The organism is Halovulum sp. GXIMD14794 (assembly GCF_054457455.1).
Genome location: NZ_JBTLNF010000003.1, coordinates 772,221 through 795,296 on the forward strand (window position 1 = coordinate 772,221; position 23,076 = coordinate 795,296).

The following is a 23,076-nucleotide window of genomic DNA, read 5'->3' on the forward strand; positions in this document are numbered from 1 at the left end:
GACCGGGCTTCAGGCGACAGGGCGAGGCCTCCGCTCAGGCGGCCTCGCGCCGAAGCAACTCGGGCAGTGCGGCGTGGTCGGCAAAGGCGCGCCAGTGCGGGATCCGCACCGCGGGGGTCTTGCGATAGCCCTCGGTGTAGAGCGCGAAGGGCATGCCCGCCGCCTGCGCGGTCTGTGCGTCCACCTCGCTGTCGCCGACGAAGATCGCGGCCGATGCGCCGAGGGCCTTGCGCGTTGCGATCAGAGGCGCCGGGTCCGGCTTGCGCACTTTGAGGCTGTCGCCGCCGATGACCGCGTCGAACAGGTGGTCCAGCTGGAAATGCCTCAACAGCTTGCGCGCCGGGGTCTCGGGCTTGTTGGTGCAGAGCCCCAGCTTGTGGTTCGCGGCGATCTGCTCTAGCGCGACCTCCGCACCCGGATACAGCACCGTCTGCGCGGCAGGCGCGGCCTCATAGTGGGCGGTGAAGGCCGCGAGCGCCTTGGGGTGCACCCCGTCACCCAGCCCGCGCGCGCAGAGACAGCGCTCGACCAGCTTGGGCACGCCGTTGCCGATGAAGCCGCGCACTTCGGCAAGGCTCAGCGGTTCGGCATCGAACCCCGCCAGCATGGCATTGGCGGCGGCGCGAAGGTCTGGCGCACTGTCGATCAGCGTGCCGTCGAGATCGAAGATGATTGCAGTCACGCGGCCTTCCACTTGATCGAGCAGCCCATCGACGGCGTCTGGTCCTTCGGCCCCTTGCCGGTGTCCGCGACCAGCGACATAGCTTCGTAGAGCTCGCGGCGCAGGTCTTCGGGACCAGCCGAAGCGCGTGAGGCGTCGAGCCGACCCCGGTATTGCAGTCCGAAATCCGCGTTGAAGCCGAAGAAGTCGGGCGTACAGGCGGCGTCATAGGCGCGGGCGACGTCCTGGCTCTCGTCATGGAGATAGGGGATAGGGAAGTCGTGCTCCTCGGCGAAGCGCGCCATGTTCTCGAAACTGTCGGCCGGATGCGTGGACGCGTCGTTCGAGCAGATCGCGCAAACGCCGATGCCCAACTCTTTCAAGTCATGGGCATCGCGCACGATCCGGTCGATCACCGCCTTCACATAGGGGCAATGGTTGCAGATGAAGACAACGAGCAGCCCCTTGGGGCCGGCGATCTCGTCGCGAGAGTAGGTCTTGCCGTCGGTCGCTGGCAGCCGGAAATCCGGCGCCGGCCAGTCGAACGCGCATACCGGTGGGGTTGCGGCCATGTCTTGCCTCCGATGCTGGTGAGGATCGTGGACCGTTTTCGTGTAGCAGACCGGCCCGCGCCCCGCCTAGCCCCGTGCGATCGCTTCTCGGATGGCCGTGATATTCTGGGCATAGGGGGCGGGATTGGCGACGCTGCCGCCCTTGAAGACCGCCGAGCCCGCGACCAGCACATCGGCGCCGGCTTTTGCCACCAGCGGCGCGGTGCCGGGGGCGACGCCGCCGTCGATCTCGATCTTCACCGGGCGGTCGCCGATGGCCTCGCGCAGGCGGGCCACGTCGGGGACACGGGCGTCGATGAAGCTCTGTCCCCCGAAGCCTGGGTTCACGGTCATCACGCAGACAAGCTCGACCATGTCGAGCAGCGGGAACACCGCCTCGATCGGGGTGCCCGGGTTGACCGCCACACCCGGTTTCGGCCCGGCGGCGCGGATCGCCTGCAGGGTGCGGTGGATGTGCGGCCCGGCCTCGACATGCGCGGTCAGGTAGTCGCAGCCGGCCTCGGCGAAGGCCTCGATGTAGGGATCGACCGGGGCGATCATCAGGTGCACGTCCATGACCGTCTTGATGTGCGGGCGGATCGCCTTGCACAGCTGCGGGCCGAAAGTGATGTTAGGGACGAAATGTCCGTCCATCACGTCAACATGGACCCAGTCGGCGCCGGCGGCCTCGACGGCCTGGATCTCGCGGCCGAAGTCGGCGAAATCGGCGGAGAGGATCGAGGGCGCGATCAGGACGTCTTTCTTGGTCATGGGGGCCTCCTTCAGGGCAGGGCGGCGGTATCAGGGCAGGTTCGCGGGCACTGGAAGGGCAAGCGAGCGCAGCGGTCAAGCCCCCAGCCGCCCGCCTGCGGCATTTACGCCGGGTCCGCGCGCCGTTACACAATCGACAAAGCCCGGTCAGGGCGGCGATTGCACCCGAGGAGATGCTCCATGGAATTGAAGGACGAAATCCGCATCGAGGCCCCGCGCGAGCAGGTCTATGCCGCGCTGAACGACACCGATGTGCTGAAGGCGTCGATCCCCGGCTGCGAGGAACTGACCCGCACCTCCGAGAACGAGCTGGAGGCAAAGGTCACGCTGAAGGTCGGCCCGGTGAAGGCGCGCTTCAAGGGCAATGTCACGCTGGATAATTCCGGCGCGCCCGAGCGGTTCTCGCTAACCGGGCAGGGCTCTGGCGGGGCCGCCGGTTTCGCCAAGGGCGGCGCCGAAGTCGAGCTGGAAGAGGTCGGGCCGTCCGAGACCATCCTCCGCTATGACGCCAAGGCCGACGTGGGCGGCAAGCTGGCCCAGCTGGGCAACCGGCTTATCGCGGGCACGGCCAAGAAGCTCTCGGCGCAGTTCTTCGACAATTTCGCCAAGCAGGTCGGCGCAGAGGTCCACCAGGACGACGCCTGAGTGCCGATCTGCCTCTCGGTGCAGAGCCACGTCGTCGCCGGCCATGTCGGCGGCGGCGCGGTCACGCCGGTCCTGGCGCTGTCGGGTATCGAGGTCTGGCCGTTGCCGACGGTGGTGCTGTCTGGTCATGCGGCGGTGCCCGGTGTGCGCGGGCGGAAGCTGCCCGGGGACGAGGTCGGCGCGCTCGCCGAGGGGCTGTCCGCGAGCGGCGCGTTGGCGCAGGCCGACGCCCTGCTGTCGGGCTACCTGGCCGGCGAGAGCACCGCGTCGGCCATCGAATGTCTCGCCCGTGGCAGGCCCGCCGGAACCGTCTATCTTTGCGATCCGGTGCTGGGCGACGCCGGGAGGCTGTATCTGCCCGAGCGACTGATCGCCGTCTATCGCGACCGGTTGCTGCCGCTGGCGGACTATGCCTGCCCCAACGTGCATGAGTTGGGTTGGCTGACCGGCATGCCCGTCGAGACACCGGAGGAATGCGCAGCCGCAGCCCGCTCACTTGGGTTGCGCGGGGTGTTCGTCACTTCGGTGGAGGCGGACAGCAGGATCGGTATCCTGGCCTGCGACGGCGCTGATGCACAGCTCGCGCTGAGCGCGAGGGTGCCGGGCGCCTACCATGGCGCGGGTGACGTGACCGCCGCGCTTCTGCTTGCGCGCCTGATGGCGGGCGACGCCCCGGCGCAGGCCGCTGCCGTCGCCGTAGGTGCCACCGCTGCGCTGGCCGCCGAGGCGCACCGGTTGGGCCGTGACGACCTGCCGGTGATCTCGGCTGCAGCGCTGTGGCAGGCCGCTCCGCCCGCGCCGCTACGCCCTGTCGGTTGACAGGCTGCTGCCGATCGCCGACAACCGGGCAACGCCGCCGCAGACGGCCCATTTTCCCGGAGGTATCCCCCTGTGAGCACGCAACTTTTCGACCTGACCGGGCGTACCGCGCTGGTCACCGGCTCCGGCCAGGGGATCGGACGGGCGCTGGCGGGGGGCCTGGCCGCCGCCGGGGCGCGGGTGATCCTGAACGGCCGCACGGCATCGCGTCTCGAAGAGGCCGCGGCCGAGCTGCGGGCCGAGGGCTACACGGTCGACGTGCTTGCCTTCGACGTGACGGACCACGATGCCGCCCGGACCGCGATAGACGGTTACGAGGCCGAAACCGGCCCGATCCACATCTGCGTCAACAATGCCGGAATGCAGCACCGCGGCCCGCTTGAGGATTTCCCGGCGGACGCGTTCGAGAGGCTGCTGCAGACCAACATCGCCAGCGTCTTCCACGTCGGCCAGGCGGCCGCACGGCACATGATCGGTCGGGGTGAGGGGAAGATCGTCAACATCGCCAGCGTGCAGACCTCGCTGGCCCGGCCCGGGATCGCGCCCTACACCGCAACCAAGGGCGCGGTCGGCAACCTGACCAAGGGCATGGCCACGGACTGGGCACGCCACGGTCTGCAGTGCAACGCCATCGCGCCGGGCTATTTCCGCACGCCGCTGAACCAGGCGCTGGTGGACGATCCCGAGTTCACCGCCTGGCTCGAAAAGCGCACCCCGGCAGGCCGTTGGGGCAATGTCGAGGAACTCGTCGGCGCCTGCGTCTTTCTCGCCTCAAATGCCTCTAGTTTCGTGAACGGACACACGCTCTATGTCGACGGCGGCATCACAGCCTCGCTCTGAGGCACCGCGCCTCGTCGTGGTCATGGGCGTGGCGGGCTGCGGCAAGTCCACCGTGGCCGCGGCGCTGGCCGACGGATGTGGCGGCACGCTTCTCGAAGGCGACAGCTTTCACCCGGCATCGAACATCGCCAAGATGACCTCGGGCACGCCGCTGACCGACGAGGACCGCTGGCCCTGGCTCGACGCGATGGGCCGGGCAATGGGGCAGACCTCGGGCCGTGTCTTCGCTGCCTGTTCGGCGCTGCGCCGGGTCTACCGCGAACGCCTCACAGCCGCCGCCGGAGAGCCTGTCTTCTTCCTGCACCTAGACGGCAGCAAGCACCTGATCGCCGGCAGGATGCACGCGCGCAGCGGGCACTTCATGCCCGAGAGCCTGCTCGACAGCCAGTTCGCCACGCTCGAGCCGCTCGAGCCTGACGAGTTTGCCGCGCGCATCCCCATCGACCAGCCCGTCGAGCACGTGCTCGCCGCCAGCCGAAAGGCCATCGGATGAGCCCGCGCGGCGCCGCCGTTCCAAGTACGTCGCAACTTCTCTTTCCCGAAAATACTCCCGCCGGAGGCCCCCGGCGGTTTCATGCACAACGTCGGGCGAACCAGGACGTCAACCGGCGCTGAAGAAAGGACCAGTCTGATGACCAGCCCCTTCAAGGCCTATGACCTGCGCGGCAGGGTCGGTGACACGCTTGACGCTACGCTGATGCGCAAGGTCGGGCAGGCATTTGCGCTGGAGGTTGCAGAGGGACGTGCGGTGGTCATCGGGCGCGACCCGCGGTACAGTTCTCCGGAGCTTGCGGATGCATTGGCCGAAGGCGTGCGGGACGGCGGCTCCGACGTGATGGAGCTTGGTCTCTGCGGCACCGAAGAGGTCTATTTCGCCACCGATCACCTTGGCGCAGGCGGCGGGCTGATGGTCACCGCTTCGCACAATCCGCCCGGCGACAACGGGCTGAAGCTGGTGCGGGAAGGCGCGCGCCCCATCAGCCGAGATACCGGCCTTGGGCGGATCGAGGCGCTGGCGACAGGGGCTGAGCCGCTACCTGCGCCGACCGCGAAGCGCGGCAGTCGGCAGCAGGTCTCGACCCGCGACGCTTATGTCGAGCGGGTCCTGTCCTTCGTCGACGTTGTCAAACTGGCGCCGCTGCACCTGTTGATGAACGCGGGGAACGGTGCGGCGGGGCCCACCTTTGACGCCATTGCGGACGGTCTGGCCGAAAAGGGCGCGCCGCTGACTTTCACCCGGCATCACCACACACCGGACCCGAGCTTTCCGAACGGCGTGCCGAATCCTCTGCTGCCCGAGAACCATCCGAAAACCGGGGACGCGGTGCGCGCGGCCAGCGCGGACCTCGGCGTTGCCTGGGACGGGGATTTCGACCGCTGTTTCTTCTTCGACCATGAAGGGCGCTTCGTGGACGGCGCCTATCTCGTCGGCCTGCTGGCCGAGGCGGTGTTGGAGCAGAGCCCGGGCGAGACCATCGTCTATGACCCGCGTGTGGTGATGAACACCCGCGACATACTCGCGCGCTGTGGCGGGCAGGGTGTCATGGCACGCACCGGGCACAGTTTCGTCAAGGCGGTGATGCGGTCGTCGAACGCGGCCTATGGCGGCGAGATGTCGGCGCACCACTATTTCCGCGATTTCATGTTCTGCGACAGCGGCATGATCCCCTGGCTGCTGGTCGCGCAGCGGCTCTCGGTGACCGGGCGCAGCCTTGCGGACCTGCTGGCCGACCGGATCGCGGCTTTCCCCGTCTCGGGAGAGCGGAACTTCCGGATCGAAGATCCCGACGCCGCCATTGCCCGCGTCGAGGCGGCCTATGCCCCGCACGCGCTGGAGCGTGATGACAGCGACGGGATGAGCCTGATCCTGCCAGGCCCCTGGCGCTTCAACCTACGCCGCTCGAATACCGAGCCGCTGGTGCGACTCAACGTCGAGGCGGCCGGAGACGCGGACCGCGTCGCGCAGGAAGTCGACCGGATCGGGGCGCTTCTGACCGGCTGAGCAACGTCCGCATGGTTTGCACGGCAAGTTTTGCTATGCTGCACCGGGGAAATCTCAACCGACAGGTGATTCATGACCGATCCGCAGCCGCAACCCGCGCCCGGAGACGATCCGCGCCTTGCCGTCAAGACCAAGTGGTACTGGCTTGTCATCATGGGCATCGTGATGCTGGTCGGCGGCTTCCTGTGCCTGATGAGACCGTTCGCGGCCTCGATCACGGTGACAGCCTTCGCGGCGATCGCCTTCGCGATCGTGGGCGTGATGATGATCGTCGATGCGGTGCGCGACGACGCCGAAAGCACCGGGGGGCGGCTGCTGACCGGCCTTGGCGGTGCGGTGTTCTTGTTCTTCGCCCTCTCGCTGGTCGCGAATCCGCTGGCGGGCCTGATCTCGCTGACCTTCCTCGCGGCGCTGCTGTTCATCACGACCGGCGCTCTTCAGGCCGGGGTCGCGTGGCGGCTGCGGCCGCAGAAACCCTGGGGCTGGATGATGGTCTCGGGCGTGATCTCGATCCTGCTGGGCCTCTACATCATCGCCACGCTGCCGGCCTCGTCGATAGCGATCCTGGGGATTCTGCTGGGGATCGACCTGCTGTCCTCGGGGGTCGCCTATGTCATGCTGGGTCTCTTCGTGCGCAGGGCGGCCTAGCACCGATTTGCCCTTGGCGGCGGCACTCGGGCCGCGGGCTGCCCAATTGATGGGCGGCGCGTGGCCCGTCCGGGTTTCGCGAACGATTCCCGTTGGGTGCCGGGCTTTCGGGCGATAGGCTCCGGCGCGATGCTGATGCACCCGACACCCTTGACCGACAGTGCAAGCCCCGCCGCGCACCAGCGTGCTCGTGGGCAGGTGCGGCTTGGGTTCGTCGCGCGCGACGGTTACACGCGGCTTGCGGACCTGTTCCAGCAGGGCTCGGCCAAGGCGATGTTGCCGCGCGCCCATGCCGCCGAGCCGCAGGCGACGTTGATCAATACCGCTGGCGGGCTGACCGGCGGCGACCGGTTCTCCTGGCAGGTCGATCTCGGTGCGGGTGCGCGGGCGACGCTCGCCACCCAGACCGCCGAGCGGGTCTATCGCAGTGCCTCCGGCGCGGCACGGGTGGATGTCGCCTTGCGCGTCGGCGCAGGCGGGCACCTCGACTGGCTGGGGCAGGAGACGATCCTGTTCGAAGGCGGCGCGCTCGACCGGCGGCTCGTGCTGGACCTCGAGGGCGATGCCAGCGCGCTGATCGTCGAGCCGCTGGTCTTCGGCCGCGCCGCCATGGGCGAGGCGCCCGAGCATGTCACGCTCACCGACCGCTGGAGCCTGCGCCGCGACGGGCGTCCGCTCCACGAAGAGGCGACGCGCATCCGCCCGCCGATGTCCGACTTGCGCGGTGTTGCGGGGCTTGGCGTCATGCGCGCCACGGCCACGGTGATCTATGCAGGCCTCGACGCCGAGGACCGGCTGGACCGCGCTCGTCGCCTGCTGCCTGATATTGGCGTGCACGCCGCCGCCAGTGCCTGGGGCGGGCGGCTTGTCGTGCGCCTGATGGCCCCCGACGCGCAGCCGCTGAGGGCGGCGCTGATCCATTTCCTGACAGGCTTTCGCGGCGCGACGCTGCCGCGGGTCTGGACCATGTAGACCGGGATAGACCACATGAACCTCACTCCCCGCGAAAAGGACAAGCTGCTGGTCAGCCTCGCCGCCATGGTGGCGCGCAACCGGCTGGAGCGCGGCGTCAAGCTGAACCACCCCGAGGCCATCGCGCTGATCACCGATTTCGTCGTCGAAGGCGCCCGCGACGGCCGCTCGGTCGCGGACCTGATGTCTGCGGGTGCGCAGGTCGTGCGCGCCGAGCAGTGCATGGACGGCGTGCCCGAGATGATCCACGACGTGCAGGTCGAAGCGACGTTCCCCGACGGCACCAAGCTGGTCACCGTGCACCACCCGATCCGATGACCGACGAAGCGATTGCCACCGCCGATCCCTACGAGCGAAGCCCGCGCAGCGAGCGGATCGCGCGGCGCGATTTCGCCTTCGTGCACATCAACAAGTGCGGCGGACGCAGCGTCGAGCACGCGCTTGGCCTGCCAAAGTTCCATGGCGATGCGAAACGGCTGCGCAAGCTGCACGGGCGCGAGAAATGGGCCGATATTTACAGCTTCTCGGTGGTGCGCAACCCCTATGCCCGGATCGCCTCGCTCTATCGGTATAGGCTGTCGAAAGAGCGGCTGGGCGAGCCTCCGGTGGGCTTTGCCGAATGGGTGGTTCGGGTCTTTCGGGACCGCGATCCGGCCCTGCGTGATGGCGAGGCGATGTTCCGTCCGGCTTTCGACTGGCTGCACGACCGCAAAGGTCGCCTGATGGTGCGCGAAACCTTCCGGCTGGAGGAACTCGCGCAGCACTGGGACCATATCCTGGAACAGGTCGGTCGCGGAGAGCCGCTGCCGCATCGCAACGCCAACCCGTCGTCCACGCCGCTGTCCGAGGCCTATGACGACACCGCCCGCGCTGTCGTGACCGAGGTTTTCGCCGCCGACCTCGACACCTGGCAATACAGTTTTCCCGAGTGAGGAGCCGCTGATGATCCCCGGAGAGATATTCCCCGCCGAAGGCGAGATCACCCTGAACGCCGGGCTGGAGCCGATCACGCTAACCGTCTCGAACACCGGCGACCGTCCGGTGCAGGTCGGCAGCCACTACCATTTCGCCGAGACCAATGCCGCGCTCGACTTCGACCGGGACGCGGCGAAGGGCATGCGGCTGGACATCGCCGCCGGAACCGCAGTGCGCTTTGAGCCGGGCCAGACCCGAGAGGTCACGCTGGTGCCCTATGGCGGTGACCGGCGGATCTTCGGCTTCAACCAGGCCGTGATGGGGGATCTGTGAGCGGAACCGTCACATGGGTGGGCGCGCACCGGTGAGCGCGCGCCCGGGTCTCTCAGCCCGCGTCGGGCAGCGGCGGCAGGGTCCGCAAGTAGGCGATGATCGCCTGCAGGTCCTCGTCCGTCATCTGCGCGAGATAACCGTAGGGCATCGGCGGCATCATGTCCGAGCCGTCCGGCCTTTTGCCCTTGGTGATCATCACCGCAAGCTGATCGTCGGTGTATCCGGCCAGCCCGTCCTCGTGCGAGGTGAGGTTCGCGGCGACCGAGGTGCCCCACGGCCCGTGGAACTCGAAACCTCCGCGACCGAAGTCGGTGTCCAGCATCGGACCCTGCGGCCCGAACGGCGTGTGACACTCCATGCAGTGCGCCACCGGCCCGGCAAGGTATTCGCCGTACTCGACCGTGACGCCGCGCTCGGGCGCCGTGACGCTCTCCACCGGCGGGCCGTAGGCCGGGGGCAGGGGGATGTTGTAGGTGCTCTTGCCCGGGTCGTTCTCGACCGCCGGGACCGTGCGCAGATAGGCCACGACGGCGGCAAGGTCTTCGTCTCCGATCCCCCGGTACATGGGGAACGGCATCGGCGGGCCGATCACGCTGCCGTCGGGGCGGATGCCCTCGCGGATCGCGCGGGCGAGGTCTTCGTCGGACCATTCGTCCACACGACCGCCGGGCGTGATGTTTGGCGCGATGGCAGTGAAGGCGTCGTTCTTCTCGACCAGCCGCCCGCCCAGCATCTGGTCCATGAGGAACCCTTCGGGCCCCATCGGCGTGTGGCAGTTGCCGCAGCCCATGATGCCTTCGACCAGGTATTTCCCGCGGGCGACAGGATCCTCCTGCGCCGCAGCACCCTGCGCCCAGGCCGACAGACCCAGGACCGCAAGGCCGATGTACTTGTTACGCATGTCTTACTCCCTCGGGCGCCGGTTACCGTCGCGCGCTTGAGGGGCGCGGATGCGGAACCGACATGGGTCGAAAAGGTACGCTTGCAAAGGATTCGCTACAATCGGCCAGATACGGGCGGATTGTGCAGGGATCACAGTTCCGCTCGGCTTGACGGAGGGGATGCCATGGCCGCAGGCGATATAGACATCCGCAGGGTGCGCTCGGACGCCGACATCGCTGTCGTGCGCGAGATGGTCTGGGAGTTCTTCGACTTCATGCGCGGCCGCTACCCGGACATGCTGGAGACCATCGACGCCTATATCGAGGATCAGGATCTCGCCGGGCAACTCGCCGATTTTCCGCGCTATTTCACGCCCCCGGCGGGTGAGTGCTTTCTTGCGCTGCTCGATGGCCAGCCCGTCGGCATCTGCAAGCTGCGCCCCGGCGAGGAGGGCGCGGCCGAGTTGAACCGGATGTATGTCCGCGACGCCGCGCGGGGCCGGGGGCTGGGACGCGCGCTCTGCCTCGCCACGATCGAGGAGGCCTGGGCACTGGGCTACCGCACGGTGCTGCTGGATGCGCTCTACCGCCATGTCGAGGCGCTGCCGCTCTACCGATCGCTCGGGTTCAGGGACTACGCCGCCGACGGGCTTTTCGGTGGCGACGACGACCGGATCATTCACATGCGGCTCGACCGCACCAAGGGGGATACGTGAGATGCGCCGACCGAAACAAGCAGACCCGATGGGCATGATGCGCGCCGGTTGGGACATGGCCCGCCTGATGGGCGAGGCGCAGATGGTCATCGGCATGAGGATGCTCGGCATGGCCGGGATCTGGGCCGTGAAGCCGTCCGAGAACCTGCGCATGATTACCGAGAAACAGGCCGCCTTCACCCGGATGTGGATCGCGACCGCCACCGCGACCGGCAAGGGCGCGTCTCCGGATGCGGTCATGCGCGCCGCGATCAAGCCGCTGCGCCAGAAGACGGCGCCGAACGTCCGCCGGCTGGGCCGCGCCGGAACGCGGCCCTTCCCAAAACACTAGGAGCCAGACATGCCCGCAACGATTTCCCGCGCCGCCTATGCCGACATGTACGGCCCCACCACCGGGGACCGCGTGCGACTGGCCGACACCGACCTGATCATTGAGGTCGAGCGCGATCTGACCACCTACGGCGAAGAGGTGAAGTTCGGCGGCGGCAAGGTGATCCGCGACGGGATGGGCCAGAGCCAGGCCAGCCGGGCCGAAGGCGCCGTCGATACCGTGATCACCAATGCGCTGATCGTCGACTGGACCGGCATCTACAAGGCCGACGTGGGCCTCAGGGACGGCCGTATCGCCGCTATCGGCAAGGCGGGCAACCCGGACACGCAGCCGGGTGTCGACATCATCGTCGGCCCCGGCACCGAGGCGATCGCGGGCGAGGGGCGGATCCTGACCGCCGGGGGCTTCGACAGCCACATCCACTTCATCTGCCCGCAGCAGATCGAGGATGCACTGCATTCGGGCCTGACGACCATGCTGGGCGGCGGCACCGGTCCCGCGCACGGCACGCTGGCCACGACCTGTACACCGGGGCCGTGGCATATCGGGCGGATGCTCCAGGCGCTCGACGCGTTCCCGATCAACTTCGGCCTGTCGGGCAAGGGCAATGCCTCGACCCCCGGCGCGCTGGTCGAGATGGTCGAGGCCGGTGCCTGCGCGATGAAGCTGCACGAGGACTGGGGCACGACGCCCGGCGCCATCGACTGCTGCCTCAGCGTCGCAGATGACATGGACGTGCAGGTGATGATCCACACCGACACGCTGAACGAATCCGGGTTCGTCGAGAACACCGTCGCCGCAATGAAGGGCCGCACGATCCACGCGTTCCACACCGAAGGCGCGGGCGGCGGTCACGCCCCAGATATCATCAAGGTCTGCGGCGAGCCGAACGTGATCCCGTCCTCGACCAACCCGACCCGGCCCTACACGGTCAACACGCTCGAGGAACATCTCGACATGCTGATGGTGTGCCATCACCTGGACAAGGCGATCCCCGAGGACGTGGCCTTCGCCGAAAGCCGCATCCGGCGCGAGACCATCGCCGCCGAGGATATCCTGCACGACATGGGCGCGTTCTCGATCATCGCGTCGGACAGCCAGGCGATGGGCCGAGTGGGCGAGGTCATCATCCGCACCTGGCAGACCGCCGACAAGATGAAGAAGCAGCGCGGACGCCTTCCCGACGAGACCGGCGATAACGACAACCTGCGCGTCCGCCGCTACATCGCCAAGTACACGATCAACCCGGCCATTGCGCATGGAATGTCGTCCGAGATCGGTTCGATCGAGGTCGGCAAGCGCGCGGACCTGGTGCTGTGGAACCCCGCCTTCTTCGGCGCCAAGCCGGAAATGGTGCTGGTTGGCGGCACGATCGCCTGCGCGCAGATGGGCGATCCCAACGCCTCGATCCCGACGCCGCAGCCGGTCTATACCCGGCCGATGTTCGGAGCCTTCGGCGGTAGCGTCGGGGCAGGGGCGGTGCAGTTCGTCTCGGGCGCGGCGCAGGCGGCCGGGATCGGCGCCAAGCTGGGCCTTTCCAAGCAGACGGTCGCGGTCAGCAACACCCGTGGCGGCATCGGCAAGGCGGCAATGAAGCTGAACGACGCCATGCCCAAGGTCGAGGTCGACCCCGAGACCTACGAGGTCCGCGCAAATGGCGAGCTGCTGACCTGCGAGCCCGCCGAGGTGCTGCCACTCGCCCAGCGCTACTTCCTGTTCTGAGGTCCGTCATGCCCGTGGCTCACAGCCCTGCTATTCCCTCAGCACACAACGGCTTTGCACTTTGGATGGATTGCGCTGCACTGCACAACGGACCATCTTCTGGGTCAAGGAAAGAGCTTGAAACGAAGGAGGTTTCCAATGCCGATGACCCAAACCCATGCTGCTCCGTCGCAGCTTTCGACCGTCCTTTCGCGCATCGGCGCGGGTGTTGCCTGGGCCGCCAATGGCGTGTTCGTCACCCTGGTCGAGATCGGCAATGCTGCCGGTCGCATGCAGGAACTCGAGCGTCTGCAGGCGATGAACGACGAGGAACTGGCCGAGCTGGGCCTGCGCCGCGAAGACATCGTGCGCCACGTTTTCCGCGACCGCCTGCACGTCTGAGGACGTCCCGCCCGGTGGTCCTTCAGGGGGCTGCGCAATGATCCGGGCAACCGAAGTGCTGGACAGCGACGCCGGCTGTTTCGACAGCGTGACGCTGGACCATGACGACCGCTTCCGCCGCCGCGTGGCCCTGACCACGGACGGAGGGCTGGAGTTCCTGCTGGACCTGCCCCGCGCCACCGAGCTGGCGGCCGGGCAGGCCCTGCAACTGACGGACGGCCGGCTGATCGGCGTCCGCGCCGCCGACGAGGACCTGATGGAGGTCCGCGCCCGCGACCCGCTGCACCTGCTGCGCACCGCCTGGCATGTCGGCAACCGCCATCTGCCCTGCGCCGTGCACGCCGACCGGCTGGTGCTGCGCCATGATCATGTCATTGCAGAAATGCTTGAAGGCCTCGGCTGCGAGGTGCGCCATTTCCGCGGTCCGTTCACGCCCGAGGGCGGCGCCTACGGGCATGGGCGCACGCACGGGCACGACCACGGGCACCATCACGGGCATTCGCACGATCACCATACACACGGGGGCTGAGCCATGCGCTTCTTTCACCCCGGCAACCGCTCCCGCAGCGACGAGCACGAACGCATCTACGCAGTCTATGAGCTTTGGTTCACGGTCGTGGATTTCGCCGCCGCGATCTGCTTCGTGGTCGGCTCGATACTGTTCTTCTCCGAGGCGACGACCTTTGCGGCGACATGGCTGTTCCTGATCGGCTCGATCTGCTTCGCGCTCAAGCCCAGCATCCGGCTGGCGCGCGAATGGCGTTACTGGCGGATGGGCGAGATCGAGAAACTGGCGGAGCGGGAACGTGGATAGCCGCGCGCGTCACCTGCTGCTCTCGCTGTTCTCGCCCGCGTATCCGCTGGGAAGCTTCGCGTACTCGCACGGGCTGGAGAGCGCGATCGACGAGGGCGCGGTCAGCTGCGCCGATGAACTCACCACCTGGCTGACCGATGTTCTGCGCCACGGGACCGGGCGAACTGACGCGATCCTGCTGGCACGAGCGTACCGCGCTCCCGACACCGCCGCCGAGCTTTCGGCCCTTGCCGAGGCGCTGGCGCCAAGCCTTGAACGGCACACCGAGACCATGGCGCAAGGCGCTGCCTTCGTGCGGGTGACGGCAGCAGTCCACGGAACGGACCCGGCACCGCTGGCCTTTCCGGTCGCCGTCGGCGCGGCCTCGGCCGCGCTGGACCTGCCGCTGCCCGACACGGTCGCTGCCTACCTGCATGCTTTCGCCGCCAATATCGTCTCCGCCGCCGTCAGACTGGTTCCCTTGGGCCAGACCGAAGGGCAAGCGGTGCTGGCGGCGCTGTTCCCGATCATCGACGCGACCGCCGTTGAGGCGCTGGAGGCCGACCCGGAGGATCTGGGCGGCTTCACCCCTGCAGCGGACCTTTGCGCGATGCGACACGAAACCAAGACCGTGAGGCTATTCCGGACATGACGACGACCACCAACGGCCCCCTGCGCGTGGGCATCGGCGGCCCGGTTGGGGCCGGCAAGACGACCCTGACGGACCGGCTCTGCAAGGCGATGCGCGACCGCTGGTCGCTGGCGGTGATCACCAACGACATCTACACGCGCGAGGATGCCGACGCGCTGGTGCGCAGCCAGGCGCTCCCGTCCGAGCGGATCCGTGGCGTCGAAACCGGCGGCTGCCCGCACACGGCGATCCGCGAGGATGCCTCGATCAACCTGGCCGCCGTCGCGGACCTGTCCGAGACATTCCCCGACCTCGACCTGATCTTCATCGAATCCGGGGGCGACAACCTGGCCGCGACATTCAGCCCGGAACTGGCCGACCTGACGATCTACATGATCGACGTCTGCATGGGCGAGGAAATCCCGCGCAAGGGCGGGCCGGGGATCACCCGCTCGGACCTGCTGATCGTCAACAAGACCGGGCTGGCGTCGCATGTGGGCGTCTCGACCGAGGTGATGGCCCACGACGCCGCCGCCCAGCGCGGCGCGCGCCCAGTGGTCTTCGCCGACCTGCGCGAGGGCCGCGGCGTCGACGAGATCGTCAACTTCCTCGAACGGATGGGCGGCCTCGCCGCCGCCTGACCGAGGGGCGCCACCCGCATCGGGCCGCGGTTTCTTCATCCCCGAAATACTCCCGCCGGAGGCACAAATCTCTGGCGCGGCGACTTTCTCGCCTCCGGCGGGAGTATTTTAAGGATGAAGAAAGCTTTTTGCGCCCAGATTGGCCACGCGGTACAGGCGGGAGCGCCGATGGCCGTGGATGGAGAAAGCGCCCCGACCCGGCCCCCCGGGCGGGGCGCTGGACCGTCAGGCGGGACCGATCAGGGTTTGCAGGTTGTGTGCCTCGACCCCGTCGATCGCCTTTACAATCGCTTCGGCCAACGCATTTCCGGCGGCGCCGAAGTCTTCCTGGATGGTGATGATCTCGGGGCGCAGCTTTGGCAGGACCCCGAACGATTCCTTGCCCACGACGTCGAGGTCGCGGCCGATCTTAAGTCCCGTCGCCTCGGCGGCCCAGACCGCGTTGATGGTCGAGGCGGCGCTGCCGCAGATCAGCCCGTCGGGCGGGGTGCGCCCGGTCATCAGACGGCGGATCTCGGCGGCGATGCCCTCGTCGGCGCTGTCGGTGTCGATCGCGCTCAGAGGAACCTCGGTCAGGTCCAGCCGCTCCAGTGTCTCGGTAAAGCCATCGCGCATATGCGTCGCATAGGTCAGGTGGGCCGGCGGGCCCAATAGCGCCAGCCGCTTGCGTCCGCGCGCGGCAAGTTTTTCGACCGCGCGCACCCCATAGGCGCGGTTGTCGAAGTCGAACCAGGGATGTTCGAGCCCCATGTCCGACCGGCCGTGCGTCGCGAAGGGCAGGCCGTGCTCGTGCAGATACTGGATGCGGGGATCGCGCGGCTCGATCCGGCTGAAGATCACCCCGTCCGCCGAGCCGGTTTCGACGATGTAGCGCACCGGCTCCAGCGGGTCCGAGCCTTGCGCATAGGGCGTCACCACCAGGTGATAGGGCGTGTGAGCCAGATACTCCGAGATGCCGTAGATCAGGCGCGAAGTCAGGCCCAGCACCTCGGTCTCGACCGAGAGCACGAGGCTGATGACATTGGTCTTGCCCGTTCGCAGGCGCACGCCCGCACGGTTCGGGCGATAGCCGATCTGCCGCGCGACCAGGCGGACACGCTCTTTCGTGGCCTCGCCGATATCCGGCGCATCCTTCAGCGCGCGAGAGACCGTCGTGACCCCAAGCCCGGTCATGTAGGCGATGGTCTTGAGGGTCGGCCGTCCGTTCGCCGCGCGCGGTGCGGCGGCCGGTGGAGTGGTCGCGGTGTCGTCCTTGGTTGGCACGGTCGGGCCTGGTCCGGGTCTGGATTGATCCTGCATCCGAGCTTAGCACTGGGGGTAGCGAAAGGAAAAGCTGAAACGTTGCAGAAGTAGGTCACGGGGCCAGCTGATTTGCCGGAAAGTTATGCCATGCCGGGGTATGCTGCGCGGCACACTAGCAAAAACAAACAAGTACAATGATTTGCGCTGCAGTAGCGAAGGGATTTGCGCGACCTCCCGCCTCGGTTGCCGAATCTGTTGCCAAGGCAACGGAGTTTCGCTTAGCCTCTTACTGCAACGTTATAGTTCAGGGAGGACTCAATGACGCGCGCACTCAGAACGGCCCTTATGGCCGCATCCGCGCTTGTACCGGCAACGGCATCCGCCACCGATCTCGAGGTCACGCACTGGTGGACCTCGGGCGGCGAGGCGGCGGCGGTCGCCGAATTCGCCAAGGCCTTCGACGCAAGCGGCCACAAGTGGGTCGATGGCGCCATCGCCGGGTCGGGCGGCACCGCGCGCCCGATCATGATCAGCCGCATCACCGGCGGTGATCCGATGGGCGCTACCCAGTTCAACCACGGACTTCAGGCGCAGGAACTGGTCGAGGCCGGGCTGATGCGAGACCTGACCGACCTAGCCGAGGCCGAGGGCTGGAAGGATCTGGTCAACCCGCCCTCGCTGCTGGACAGCTGTACGCTCGACGGCAAGATCTACTGCGTGCCGGTGAACATTCACTCGCAGCAGTGGCTGTGGCTTTCGAACGCCGCCTTCGAGAAAGCCGGCGTCGCCGTGCCGACCAATTGGGACGAGTATGTTTCGGCCGCACCCGCACTGCGCGAGGCAGGCATCCTGCCGCTGGCAATGGGGCAGCAGCCCTGGCAGACCACGCTGGCCTTCCAGGTCATCCTGACCGCGATCCTCGGCCCCGACGGCTATACCAAGGTCTTTGGCGACAAGGACGCCGAGTTCGCCGCCGGCGCCGAGATGGCCGAGGTCTTCCAGGCTGCCGCGACCGCCCGCGAGATGTCGGACGGCTCGAACGTGCAGGACTGGAACCAGGCGACCAACCTGGTGATTACCGATCAGGCCGCCGGGCAGATCATGGGTGACTGGGCGCAGGGCGAATTCCAGGTCGCCGGCGAGGTCGCTGGCACCGACTACACCTGCCTCCCGGGTCTTGGCGTGAACGAGGTCATCATGACCGGCGGCGACGCCTTCTATTTCCCGAAGGTTGACGATGCCGACATCACCAAGGCGCAGGAGGATCTGGCGAGCGTGATGATGTCGCCCGAGACGCAGGTCGCCTTCAACCTCAAGAAGGGCTCGCTGCCGGTACGGGGTGATGTGGACCTCGCGGCCGCCAACGACTGCATGAAGAAGGGTCTCGACATCCTGGCCGAGGGCAACACGATCCAGTCGCCCGACCAGCTGGTGTCGCCGGACTCGCTGAACCAGATCAACGATCTGTTCGTCGAGTTCTTCAACGACCCGAACCTCAGCCCGGAAGAGGCGCAGGAGATCTTCGCCGGGCTGATCGAGGACGCCAGCTGAGGCGGCCGACCTTCCACGACCGCCGCAGGGGGCGCCGGGTCTGACCCCGGCGTCCCGCCTCTGCGGCCCCAATCACAGGCAGACGCATGTCGACAGACAAGCGCCCGAACCAGCTGTTCCGGAACCTCTCGGCCAAGATCGCCGCGATCCCGATGATCCTGACCGCCGTGGTGGTCTTCGTCGGGTGCTCGGTCTGGACCGTGGTCTATTCGTTCACCGACTCGAAACTGCTGCCGCGTGCGAACTTCGTCGGGCTCGACCAGTACGAGCGGCTGTGGGACACGCGCCGCTGGCTGATATCGATCGAGAACCTGGCGATCTACGGCATTCTCTCGCTGGTCTTCAGCCTGCTCATCGGCTTCCTTTTGGCCGCGCTTCTGGACCAGAAAATCCGGTTCGAGGACACGTTCCGGACCATCTTCCTCTACCCGTTCGCCCTTAGCTTCATCGTCACGGGGCTCGTCTGGCAGTGGATCCTGAACCCGGACTTCGGCGTGCAGAACATCGTGCGCGGTCTCGGGTGGGAGAATTTCACCTTCGATCCGCTCTACGACAGCTCCATCGTGATTTACGGCGTGCTGATCGCCGGTCTCTGGCAAGGCACCGGGCTCGTCATGTGCCTGATGCTCGCCGGTCTGCGCGGCATCGACGAGGACATCTGGAAAGCCACCCGCGTCGAGGGCATCCCGATGTGGAAGACCTATCTGTTCGTCGTCATCCCGATGATGCGCCCGGTCTTCATCACCACGCTGGTGATCATCGCGACCGGCATCGTGAAGCTCTACGATCTGATTGTCGCGCAGACCGGGGGTGGACCGGGCATCGCATCCGAGGTGCCGGCCAAGTACGTCTATGACCTCATGTTCCAGGCGCAGAACCTCGGGCAGGGGTTCGCCGCGTCGACCATGATGCTGGTAACGGTGGTGATCATCGTGATCCCCTGGGCCTACCTCGAATTCGGAGGCAAGAAGCATGGCTAATCCCCAGACGCTGGCCTCGGCCGTGGCGGGGGCGGATGCTGTCGCCGGGCAGCTCAGCGGACCGTCCGGGCCAAAGCCCCGCCGCACGCTCTCGCGCCGGAACATCATCCTTTACGGCACGCTGATCGTCATCGCGCTCTACTACCTGCTGCCGCTTTACGTGATGGTCGTGACTTCTCTGAAGGGCATGCCGGAAATCCGCCTTGGCAACATCTTCTCGCCGCCGGTGGAGGTCACCTTTCAGCCCTGGGTGAAAGCCTGGTCCGAGGCCTGCACGGGCCTCAACTGCGACGGGCTGAGCCGCGGCTTCTGGAACTCGGTCCGGATCCTGATCCCCTCCGTGGTGCTGTCGATCGCCATCGCAAGCGTCAACGGCTATGCGTTGGCGAACTGGCGCTTCAAGGGCGCGGACGTGTTCTTCACCATCCTGATCATCGGCGCGTTCATCCCTTACCAGGTGATGATCTACCCGATCGTGATCCTGCTGCGGGAAATCGGCCTCTACGGCAGCCTGGCCGGGCTGGTGATCGTGCACTCGATCTTCGGCATGCCGATCCTGACGCTGCTGTTCCGCAACTATTTCACCTCGGTCCCCGAAGAGCTGTTCAAGGCCGCCCGCGTCGACGGCGCCGGGTTCTGGGGGATCTACTTCCGCATCATGCTGCCAATGTCGCTGCCGATCTTCGTCGTGGCGATCATTCTTCAGGTGACGGGCATCTGGAACGACTTCCTGTTCGGCGTCGTCTACACCAAGCCCGACGTCTATCCGATGACCGTGCAGCTCAACAACATCGTCAACTCGGTGCAGGGCGTGAAGGAGTACAACGTCAACATGGCCGCCACGATCCTGACGGGTCTGGTGCCGCTGATCGTCTACTTCTTCTCGGGCAAGCTGTTCGTCCGTGGCATCGCCGCCGGCGCCGTGAAGGGATAAGCGAATGGCAACCATCGAGATCAAGGACCTCGGGCTCAGCTTCGGCGCGGTGAAGGTTCTGCGGCAGCTGAACCTCGACATTGCCGAGGGCGAGTTCATCGTTCTGCTGGGGCCGTCGGGCTGCGGCAAGTCCACGCTGCTGAACTGCATCGCGGGCCTGCTGGACGTGACCGAGGGGCAGATCCACATCGGCGGCAACAACGTCACCTGGGAAGAGCCCAAGGACCGTGGCATCGGCATGGTGTTCCAGTCCTACGCGCTCTATCCGCAGATGAGCGTGCGCGGGAACCTGTCGTTCGGCCTGAAGAACCAGGGCATGCCCAAGGCCGAGATCGAGGAACGCGTCGCACGTGCGGCAAAGATCCTTCAGATCGAGCCGCTGCTGGATCGCCGCCCGGCGGCGTTGTCCGGCGGTCAGCGCCAGCGCGTCGCCATCGGCCGGGCGCTGGTGCGCGATGTGGACGTGTTCCTCTTCGACGAGCCGCTGTCGAACCTCGACGCCAAGCTGCGCAGCGAGTTGCGGGTGGAGATCAAGCGCCTGCATCACCAGTTGGGCAACACGATGGTCTACGTCACCCACGACCAGATCGAGGCGCTGACTCTGGCCGACCGCATCGCCGTCATGCGCGGCGGCGTGATCCAGCAGCTTGCCGACCCGGCGACCGTCTACAACAAGCCCACGAACCTGTTCGTCGCGGGCTTCATCGGCTCGCCTTCGATGAGCTTCCTCGAAGGTCACGTGACCACGACCGAGGGCGCGCCCGCCGTCCGCATCGGTGAGTTGACCGTGCCGCTTGCGGGCTATGACGGCGAGATCCCCGCTGCCGATGGCCGCCCGGTGATCCTTGGTGTTCGCCCCGAGCATGTGGTGATCTCGCCGAAGGAGGCAGGGGGCCTGCCCGCCACCGTGGATATCGACGAGCCGATGGGCTCGGACAGTCTTGTATGGATGAACCTCGGCGGGCAGACCGTTTCCGCGCGCACCGCTCCGGGGCACGGGCTGTCCCCGAAAGACGCGGTTTCGCTGAGCTTCGACATGACAAAGGCCTCGCTGTTCGACCGCGAAAGCGAACAGCGTTTCTGACCGCCCGCACTTTCCGAAACGACGCCCCGGCCCGATGCCGGGGCCGAACCCTGCCGAGAACGGAGTTTCGACATGACCGACATTTCCTTCCAGCTCTACAGCGCCCGCACCGCGCCCGACCTTGCCGCCACGCTCCAGATGCTCGCGGCCGCCGGCTACACCCAGGTCGAGGGCTACGGCGCGCTCTATGCCGACGCCGCCAAGGTGCAGGAGCTTCAGGCCGCCCTGGCGCAGACCGGGCTGAAGATGCCTTCGGGCCATTTCAGCCTCGACATGCTCGAGACCCAGCCGGATCGGGTGTGCGAGATCGCCTCGATGGTCGGAATCGAGCGCGTCTTCTGCCCGCACATCGGTCCCGAGGACCGGGCTTCGGACGCCGCCGGCTGGCGCGCCTTCGGCGAGCGGCTCGAAAAGGCGGGCAAACCGATCCGCGACGCGGGCTATACCTTCGGCTGGCACAACCACGACTTCGAGTTTGCCGCACTCGATGACGGCTCCACCCCTATGGAGCATATCCTAGCAGGCGGACCCGGTCTCGAATGGGAGGCCGACATCGCCTGGATCATCCGCGGCGGCGCCGACCCGCTGGACTGGATCGAGAAGCACGGCGACCGGATCACGGCGGTCCACGTCAAGGACATCGCGCCTGAGGGCGAGTGCACCGACGAGGACGGCTGGGCCGATGTCGGGCACGGCACCGTGGACTGGGCCGGCCTCGTCGCCGCGCTGAAGGGCAAGGGCGTCAAGCTGTGGGTGGCCGAGCACGACAAGCCGAGCGATCCCGAGCGTTTCGCCAGGCGGTCGTTCGATGCGATCTCGAAGATCATGGGGGCCTGAGCGATGACGAAGGATCTCGGCGTCGGCATCATTGGCTGCGGCAATATTTCGACCGCCTACCTGACCCTCGCGCCGCTCTTCCGCGGTCTCGAGGTACGGGCGGTGACCGACCTCAACATGGACGTCGCCCGCGCGCAGGCCGACAAGTTCAAGGTCAAGGCGCTGGGGATGGACGAGCTGCTCTCCAGCCCCGAAATCGACGTGGTCGTGAACCTGACCATTCCCGACGCGCATTTCCCGGTCTCGATGGCCGCGATCGAGGCGGGCAAGCACGTCTATTCCGAAAAGCCGCTGGCGCTGAGCGTCGCCGACGGCATCAAGATGCGCGACGCGGCGGCGGCGCGGAACCTGACCGTCGGCTGCGCGCCCGACACGATCCTGGGCGGGTCGCACCAGTTGGCGCGCAAGCTGATCGACGACGGTGACGTTGGCCGGATCACCGCCGGCACCGCGCATGTCATGTCGCACGGCATGGAGCACTGGCACCCGAACCCGGACTTCTTCTTCCAGCCCGGCGCAGGCCCGGTCCTGGACGTCGGCCCGTACTATGTCGCCAACCTGATCAACCTGGTCGGGCCGGTGGCGAAGGTCGCGGCGTTGTCTTCCTCGGCAACGCCAACGCGCACGATCCTGTCCGAGCCGCGCAAGGGCGAGGAGATACCGGTCGGAACGCCCACCAACATCCACGCGCTCTTGCAGTTCGAGAACGGCGCGACCATCACACTGTCCGCAAGCTGGGACATCTGGGCACACCGGCACGCCCCGATGGAACTTTACGGCACCGAAGGCTCGCTTTTCGTGCCCGACCCGAACTTCTTCGGCGGCACGGTCGAGATGGCGGGCCGCGACGGCAAGATCGCCCCGGTGAACGAGTGGGATCACCCGTTCTCGAAACCCAATGACGACCGGCACACGAAACCGCAGGCGAATTACCGCACGGCTGGCCTGGCCGACATGGCGCTGGCGATCCTCGAGAACCGCGACCCGCGCTGCTCGCTGGAGCGCACCCTCCACGGGCTCGACGTGATGACCTCGATCCTCGCTTCGGGCGAAAGCGGCAGCTTCGTCGATGTCGGCACCACCTGCACGCGCCCCGAGCCGCTGGACCCGGACGCAGCGCGCGCACTTCTGCGCTAGCGACCGGGTGACAGGGCTGCCCGGCGGCGCTAGGTATCGCCGGGCACCAAATTCGGAG

General features: G+C 67.1%; 29 protein-coding genes. 24 read left to right on the plus strand and 5 right to left on the minus strand.

The features are described 5' to 3' along the window. Positions 1 to 34: 34 nt before the first annotated feature. From gph to rpe, 3 genes are all read right to left on the minus strand, one after another. Positions 35 to 682 (minus strand): phosphoglycolate phosphatase, encoded by a 648-nt coding sequence (gene gph, locus ACW9UR_RS05900; protein ID WP_458915998.1) that lies wholly within the window; start codon positions 680 to 682, stop codon positions 35 to 37. Continuing rightward, positions 679 to 1,233, minus strand: a complete 555-nt coding sequence (locus tag ACW9UR_RS05905; RefSeq protein ID WP_458915999.1) for a thioredoxin family protein — start codon at positions 1,231 to 1,233, stop codon at positions 679 to 681. The genes gph and ACW9UR_RS05905 overlap by 4 nt, the downstream gene beginning before the upstream one ends. A 66-nt stretch (positions 1,234 to 1,299) precedes the next feature. Continuing rightward, positions 1,300 to 1,983 carry a ribulose-phosphate 3-epimerase gene (rpe, locus tag ACW9UR_RS05910; protein WP_458916000.1) on the minus strand — a complete coding sequence of 228 codons (684 nt, stop codon included), beginning with the start codon at positions 1,981 to 1,983 and terminating at the stop codon, positions 1,300 to 1,302. A 180-nt stretch (positions 1,984 to 2,163) separates the two neighbouring features. On the opposite strand from rpe, the gene ACW9UR_RS05915 reads away from it, so the two are divergent. The 10 genes from ACW9UR_RS05915 (at position 2,164) to ACW9UR_RS05960 (ending at position 9,157) form a co-directional block, all read left to right on the plus strand. Further along, the gene (locus ACW9UR_RS05915; protein WP_458916002.1) at positions 2,164 to 2,628 is read left to right on the plus strand and encodes a CoxG family protein; all 465 of its coding nucleotides are present in this window, start codon (positions 2,164 to 2,166) and stop codon (positions 2,626 to 2,628) included. Further along, a complete protein-coding gene (locus tag ACW9UR_RS05920; RefSeq protein ID WP_458916003.1) occupies positions 2,629 to 3,447 on the plus strand; it encodes a PfkB family carbohydrate kinase in 819 nt (272 codons plus the stop codon). It begins immediately after the preceding gene. Positions 3,448 to 3,519: 72 nt separating this feature from the next. Next, positions 3,520 to 4,287, plus strand: coding sequence for an SDR family oxidoreductase (locus ACW9UR_RS05925; protein WP_458916004.1), 768 nt, complete (start codon positions 3,520 to 3,522; stop codon positions 4,285 to 4,287). Continuing rightward, the gene (locus ACW9UR_RS05930; protein WP_458916005.1) at positions 4,256 to 4,780 is read left to right on the plus strand and encodes a gluconokinase; all 525 of its coding nucleotides are present in this window, start codon (positions 4,256 to 4,258) and stop codon (positions 4,778 to 4,780) included. Before ACW9UR_RS05925 ends, ACW9UR_RS05930 begins: the two co-directional genes overlap by 32 nt. Before the next feature lie 138 nt (positions 4,781 to 4,918). Continuing rightward, complete coding sequence (locus ACW9UR_RS05935) at positions 4,919 to 6,289, plus strand: phosphohexomutase domain-containing protein (RefSeq protein WP_458916006.1); 1,371 nt, start codon at positions 4,919 to 4,921, stop codon at positions 6,287 to 6,289. 72 nt (positions 6,290 to 6,361) lie between these two features. Then, positions 6,362 to 6,937 (plus strand): HdeD family acid-resistance protein, encoded by a 576-nt coding sequence (locus ACW9UR_RS05940; protein ID WP_458916007.1) that lies wholly within the window; start codon positions 6,362 to 6,364, stop codon positions 6,935 to 6,937. 135 nt (positions 6,938 to 7,072) lie between these two features. Beyond that, positions 7,073 to 7,909 (plus strand): urease accessory protein UreD, encoded by an 837-nt coding sequence (locus ACW9UR_RS05945; protein ID WP_458916009.1) that lies wholly within the window; start codon positions 7,073 to 7,075, stop codon positions 7,907 to 7,909. Between the two features lie 15 nt (positions 7,910 to 7,924). Further along, a complete protein-coding gene (locus ACW9UR_RS05950; protein ID WP_458916010.1) occupies positions 7,925 to 8,227 on the plus strand; it encodes an urease subunit gamma in 303 nt (100 codons plus the stop codon). Next, positions 8,224 to 8,841, plus strand: a complete 618-nt coding sequence (locus ACW9UR_RS05955; protein WP_458916011.1) for a sulfotransferase family 2 domain-containing protein — start codon at positions 8,224 to 8,226, stop codon at positions 8,839 to 8,841. Before ACW9UR_RS05950 ends, ACW9UR_RS05955 begins: the two co-directional genes overlap by 4 nt. Before the next feature lie 10 nt (positions 8,842 to 8,851). Then, the gene (locus tag ACW9UR_RS05960; protein WP_458916012.1) at positions 8,852 to 9,157 is read left to right on the plus strand and encodes an urease subunit beta; all 306 of its coding nucleotides are present in this window, start codon (positions 8,852 to 8,854) and stop codon (positions 9,155 to 9,157) included. 52 nt (positions 9,158 to 9,209) lie between these two features. On the opposite strand, the gene ACW9UR_RS05965 is transcribed toward ACW9UR_RS05960, so the two are convergent. Continuing rightward, positions 9,210 to 10,058, minus strand: a complete 849-nt coding sequence (locus ACW9UR_RS05965) for a c-type cytochrome (protein ID WP_458916013.1) — start codon at positions 10,056 to 10,058, stop codon at positions 9,210 to 9,212. A 165-nt stretch (positions 10,059 to 10,223) separates the two neighbouring features. Between ACW9UR_RS05965 and ACW9UR_RS05970 the strand changes: the two genes are divergently transcribed. From ACW9UR_RS05970 to ureG, 8 genes are all read left to right on the plus strand, one after another. After that, positions 10,224 to 10,754 carry a GNAT family N-acetyltransferase gene (locus ACW9UR_RS05970; protein WP_458916014.1) on the plus strand — a complete coding sequence of 177 codons (531 nt, stop codon included), beginning with the start codon at positions 10,224 to 10,226 and terminating at the stop codon, positions 10,752 to 10,754. Between the two features lies 1 nt (position 10,755). After that, entirely contained in the window at positions 10,756 to 11,085 is a 330-nt protein-coding gene (locus tag ACW9UR_RS05975) for an antifreeze protein (RefSeq protein WP_458916016.1), read from the plus strand. Between the two features lie 9 nt (positions 11,086 to 11,094). Further along, positions 11,095 to 12,807, plus strand: coding sequence for an urease subunit alpha (gene ureC, locus ACW9UR_RS05980; RefSeq protein ID WP_458916017.1), 1,713 nt, complete (start codon positions 11,095 to 11,097; stop codon positions 12,805 to 12,807). 138 nt (positions 12,808 to 12,945) lie between these two features. Continuing rightward, the gene (locus ACW9UR_RS05985; RefSeq protein ID WP_458916018.1) at positions 12,946 to 13,188 is read left to right on the plus strand and encodes a DUF1127 domain-containing protein; all 243 of its coding nucleotides are present in this window, start codon (positions 12,946 to 12,948) and stop codon (positions 13,186 to 13,188) included. Positions 13,189 to 13,225: 37 nt separating this feature from the next. Further along, positions 13,226 to 13,717, plus strand: a complete 492-nt coding sequence (ureE, locus tag ACW9UR_RS05990) for an urease accessory protein UreE (RefSeq protein ID WP_458916019.1) — start codon at positions 13,226 to 13,228, stop codon at positions 13,715 to 13,717. A 3-nt stretch (positions 13,718 to 13,720) separates the two neighbouring features. Beyond that, positions 13,721 to 14,002 carry a YrhK family protein gene (locus ACW9UR_RS05995; protein ID WP_458916020.1) on the plus strand — a complete coding sequence of 94 codons (282 nt, stop codon included), beginning with the start codon at positions 13,721 to 13,723 and terminating at the stop codon, positions 14,000 to 14,002. Next, positions 13,995 to 14,633 carry an urease accessory protein UreF gene (locus ACW9UR_RS06000; protein ID WP_458916021.1) on the plus strand — a complete coding sequence of 213 codons (639 nt, stop codon included), beginning with the start codon at positions 13,995 to 13,997 and terminating at the stop codon, positions 14,631 to 14,633. The genes ACW9UR_RS05995 and ACW9UR_RS06000 overlap by 8 nt, the downstream gene beginning before the upstream one ends. Then, a complete protein-coding gene (gene ureG, locus ACW9UR_RS06005) occupies positions 14,630 to 15,253 on the plus strand; it encodes an urease accessory protein UreG (protein WP_458916022.1) in 624 nt (207 codons plus the stop codon). Before ACW9UR_RS06000 ends, ureG begins: the two co-directional genes overlap by 4 nt. Before the next feature lie 225 nt (positions 15,254 to 15,478). Here the strand turns inward: ureG and ACW9UR_RS06010 are convergent, their stop codons facing one another. After that, the gene (locus ACW9UR_RS06010; RefSeq protein WP_458916023.1) at positions 15,479 to 16,516 is read right to left on the minus strand and encodes a LacI family transcriptional regulator; all 1,038 of its coding nucleotides are present in this window, start codon (positions 16,514 to 16,516) and stop codon (positions 15,479 to 15,481) included. A gap of 297 nt (positions 16,517 to 16,813) precedes the next feature. Here ACW9UR_RS06010 and ACW9UR_RS06015 point away from each other — a divergent pair, with 297 nt between their 5' ends. The 6 genes from ACW9UR_RS06015 (at position 16,814) to ACW9UR_RS06040 (ending at position 23,018) form a co-directional block, all read left to right on the plus strand. Then, entirely contained in the window at positions 16,814 to 18,046 is a 1,233-nt protein-coding gene (locus ACW9UR_RS06015) for an ABC transporter substrate-binding protein (protein WP_458916024.1), read from the plus strand. An 86-nt stretch (positions 18,047 to 18,132) separates the two neighbouring features. Further along, the gene (locus ACW9UR_RS06020; RefSeq protein ID WP_458916025.1) at positions 18,133 to 19,026 is read left to right on the plus strand and encodes a carbohydrate ABC transporter permease; all 894 of its coding nucleotides are present in this window, start codon (positions 18,133 to 18,135) and stop codon (positions 19,024 to 19,026) included. Further along, a complete protein-coding gene (locus tag ACW9UR_RS06025) occupies positions 19,019 to 19,960 on the plus strand; it encodes a carbohydrate ABC transporter permease (RefSeq protein ID WP_458916026.1) in 942 nt (313 codons plus the stop codon). The genes ACW9UR_RS06020 and ACW9UR_RS06025 overlap by 8 nt, the downstream gene beginning before the upstream one ends. A gap of 4 nt (positions 19,961 to 19,964) precedes the next feature. Continuing rightward, positions 19,965 to 21,044: an ABC transporter ATP-binding protein gene (locus tag ACW9UR_RS06030; protein WP_458916027.1), complete on the plus strand. Its 1,080-nt coding sequence runs from the start codon at positions 19,965 to 19,967 to the stop codon at positions 21,042 to 21,044. A 72-nt stretch (positions 21,045 to 21,116) separates the two neighbouring features. Continuing rightward, positions 21,117 to 21,881, plus strand: coding sequence for a sugar phosphate isomerase/epimerase family protein (locus ACW9UR_RS06035; protein ID WP_458916028.1), 765 nt, complete (start codon positions 21,117 to 21,119; stop codon positions 21,879 to 21,881). A 3-nt stretch (positions 21,882 to 21,884) separates the two neighbouring features. Continuing rightward, positions 21,885 to 23,018 carry a Gfo/Idh/MocA family protein gene (locus tag ACW9UR_RS06040; protein ID WP_458916029.1) on the plus strand — a complete coding sequence of 378 codons (1,134 nt, stop codon included), beginning with the start codon at positions 21,885 to 21,887 and terminating at the stop codon, positions 23,016 to 23,018. The last annotated feature ends 58 nt before the right edge of the window (positions 23,019 to 23,076 follow it).

Excerpts from the sequence above, each read along its gene's own strand:
- ACW9UR_RS06020 (WP_458916025.1), top strand. The coding sequence starts at position 18,133 with ATGTCGACAGACAAGCGCCCGAACCAGCTGTTCCGGAACCTCTCGGCC.
- ACW9UR_RS05945 (WP_458916009.1), top strand. The coding sequence starts at position 7,073 with ATGCACCCGACACCCTTGACCGACAGTGCAAGCCCCGCCGCGCACCAG.
- ureG (WP_458916022.1), top strand. The coding sequence starts at position 14,630 with ATGACGACGACCACCAACGGCCCCCTGCGCGTGGGCATCGGCGGCCCG.
- ACW9UR_RS05930 (WP_458916005.1), top strand. The coding sequence starts at position 4,256 with ATGTCGACGGCGGCATCACAGCCTCGCTCTGAGGCACCGCGCCTCGTC.
- ACW9UR_RS06040 (WP_458916029.1), top strand. The coding sequence starts at position 21,885 with ATGACGAAGGATCTCGGCGTCGGCATCATTGGCTGCGGCAATATTTCG.
- rpe (WP_458916000.1), bottom strand. The coding sequence starts at position 1,983 with ATGACCAAGAAAGACGTCCTGATCGCGCCCTCGATCCTCTCCGCCGAT.
- ACW9UR_RS05995 (WP_458916020.1), top strand. The coding sequence starts at position 13,721 with ATGCGCTTCTTTCACCCCGGCAACCGCTCCCGCAGCGACGAGCACGAA.
- ACW9UR_RS06015 (WP_458916024.1), top strand. The coding sequence starts at position 16,814 with ATGACGCGCGCACTCAGAACGGCCCTTATGGCCGCATCCGCGCTTGTA.
- ureE (WP_458916019.1), top strand. The coding sequence starts at position 13,226 with ATGATCCGGGCAACCGAAGTGCTGGACAGCGACGCCGGCTGTTTCGAC.
- ACW9UR_RS05970 (WP_458916014.1), top strand. The coding sequence starts at position 10,224 with ATGGCCGCAGGCGATATAGACATCCGCAGGGTGCGCTCGGACGCCGAC.
- ACW9UR_RS05950 (WP_458916010.1), top strand. The coding sequence starts at position 7,925 with ATGAACCTCACTCCCCGCGAAAAGGACAAGCTGCTGGTCAGCCTCGCC.
- ACW9UR_RS06025 (WP_458916026.1), top strand. The coding sequence starts at position 19,019 with ATGGCTAATCCCCAGACGCTGGCCTCGGCCGTGGCGGGGGCGGATGCT.
- ACW9UR_RS06035 (WP_458916028.1), top strand. The coding sequence starts at position 21,117 with ATGACCGACATTTCCTTCCAGCTCTACAGCGCCCGCACCGCGCCCGAC.
- ACW9UR_RS05960 (WP_458916012.1), top strand. The coding sequence starts at position 8,852 with ATGATCCCCGGAGAGATATTCCCCGCCGAAGGCGAGATCACCCTGAAC.
- ACW9UR_RS05940 (WP_458916007.1), top strand. The coding sequence starts at position 6,362 with ATGACCGATCCGCAGCCGCAACCCGCGCCCGGAGACGATCCGCGCCTT.
- ACW9UR_RS05905 (WP_458915999.1), bottom strand. The coding sequence starts at position 1,233 with ATGGCCGCAACCCCACCGGTATGCGCGTTCGACTGGCCGGCGCCGGAT.
- ACW9UR_RS05935 (WP_458916006.1), top strand. The coding sequence starts at position 4,919 with ATGACCAGCCCCTTCAAGGCCTATGACCTGCGCGGCAGGGTCGGTGAC.
- ACW9UR_RS05955 (WP_458916011.1), top strand. The coding sequence starts at position 8,224 with ATGACCGACGAAGCGATTGCCACCGCCGATCCCTACGAGCGAAGCCCG.
- ACW9UR_RS05985 (WP_458916018.1), top strand. The coding sequence starts at position 12,946 with ATGCCGATGACCCAAACCCATGCTGCTCCGTCGCAGCTTTCGACCGTC.
- ACW9UR_RS05965 (WP_458916013.1), bottom strand. The coding sequence starts at position 10,058 with ATGCGTAACAAGTACATCGGCCTTGCGGTCCTGGGTCTGTCGGCCTGG.
- ACW9UR_RS05975 (WP_458916016.1), top strand. The coding sequence starts at position 10,756 with ATGCGCCGACCGAAACAAGCAGACCCGATGGGCATGATGCGCGCCGGT.
- ACW9UR_RS06030 (WP_458916027.1), top strand. The coding sequence starts at position 19,965 with ATGGCAACCATCGAGATCAAGGACCTCGGGCTCAGCTTCGGCGCGGTG.
- ureC (WP_458916017.1), top strand. The coding sequence starts at position 11,095 with ATGCCCGCAACGATTTCCCGCGCCGCCTATGCCGACATGTACGGCCCC.
- ACW9UR_RS05915 (WP_458916002.1), top strand. The coding sequence starts at position 2,164 with ATGGAATTGAAGGACGAAATCCGCATCGAGGCCCCGCGCGAGCAGGTC.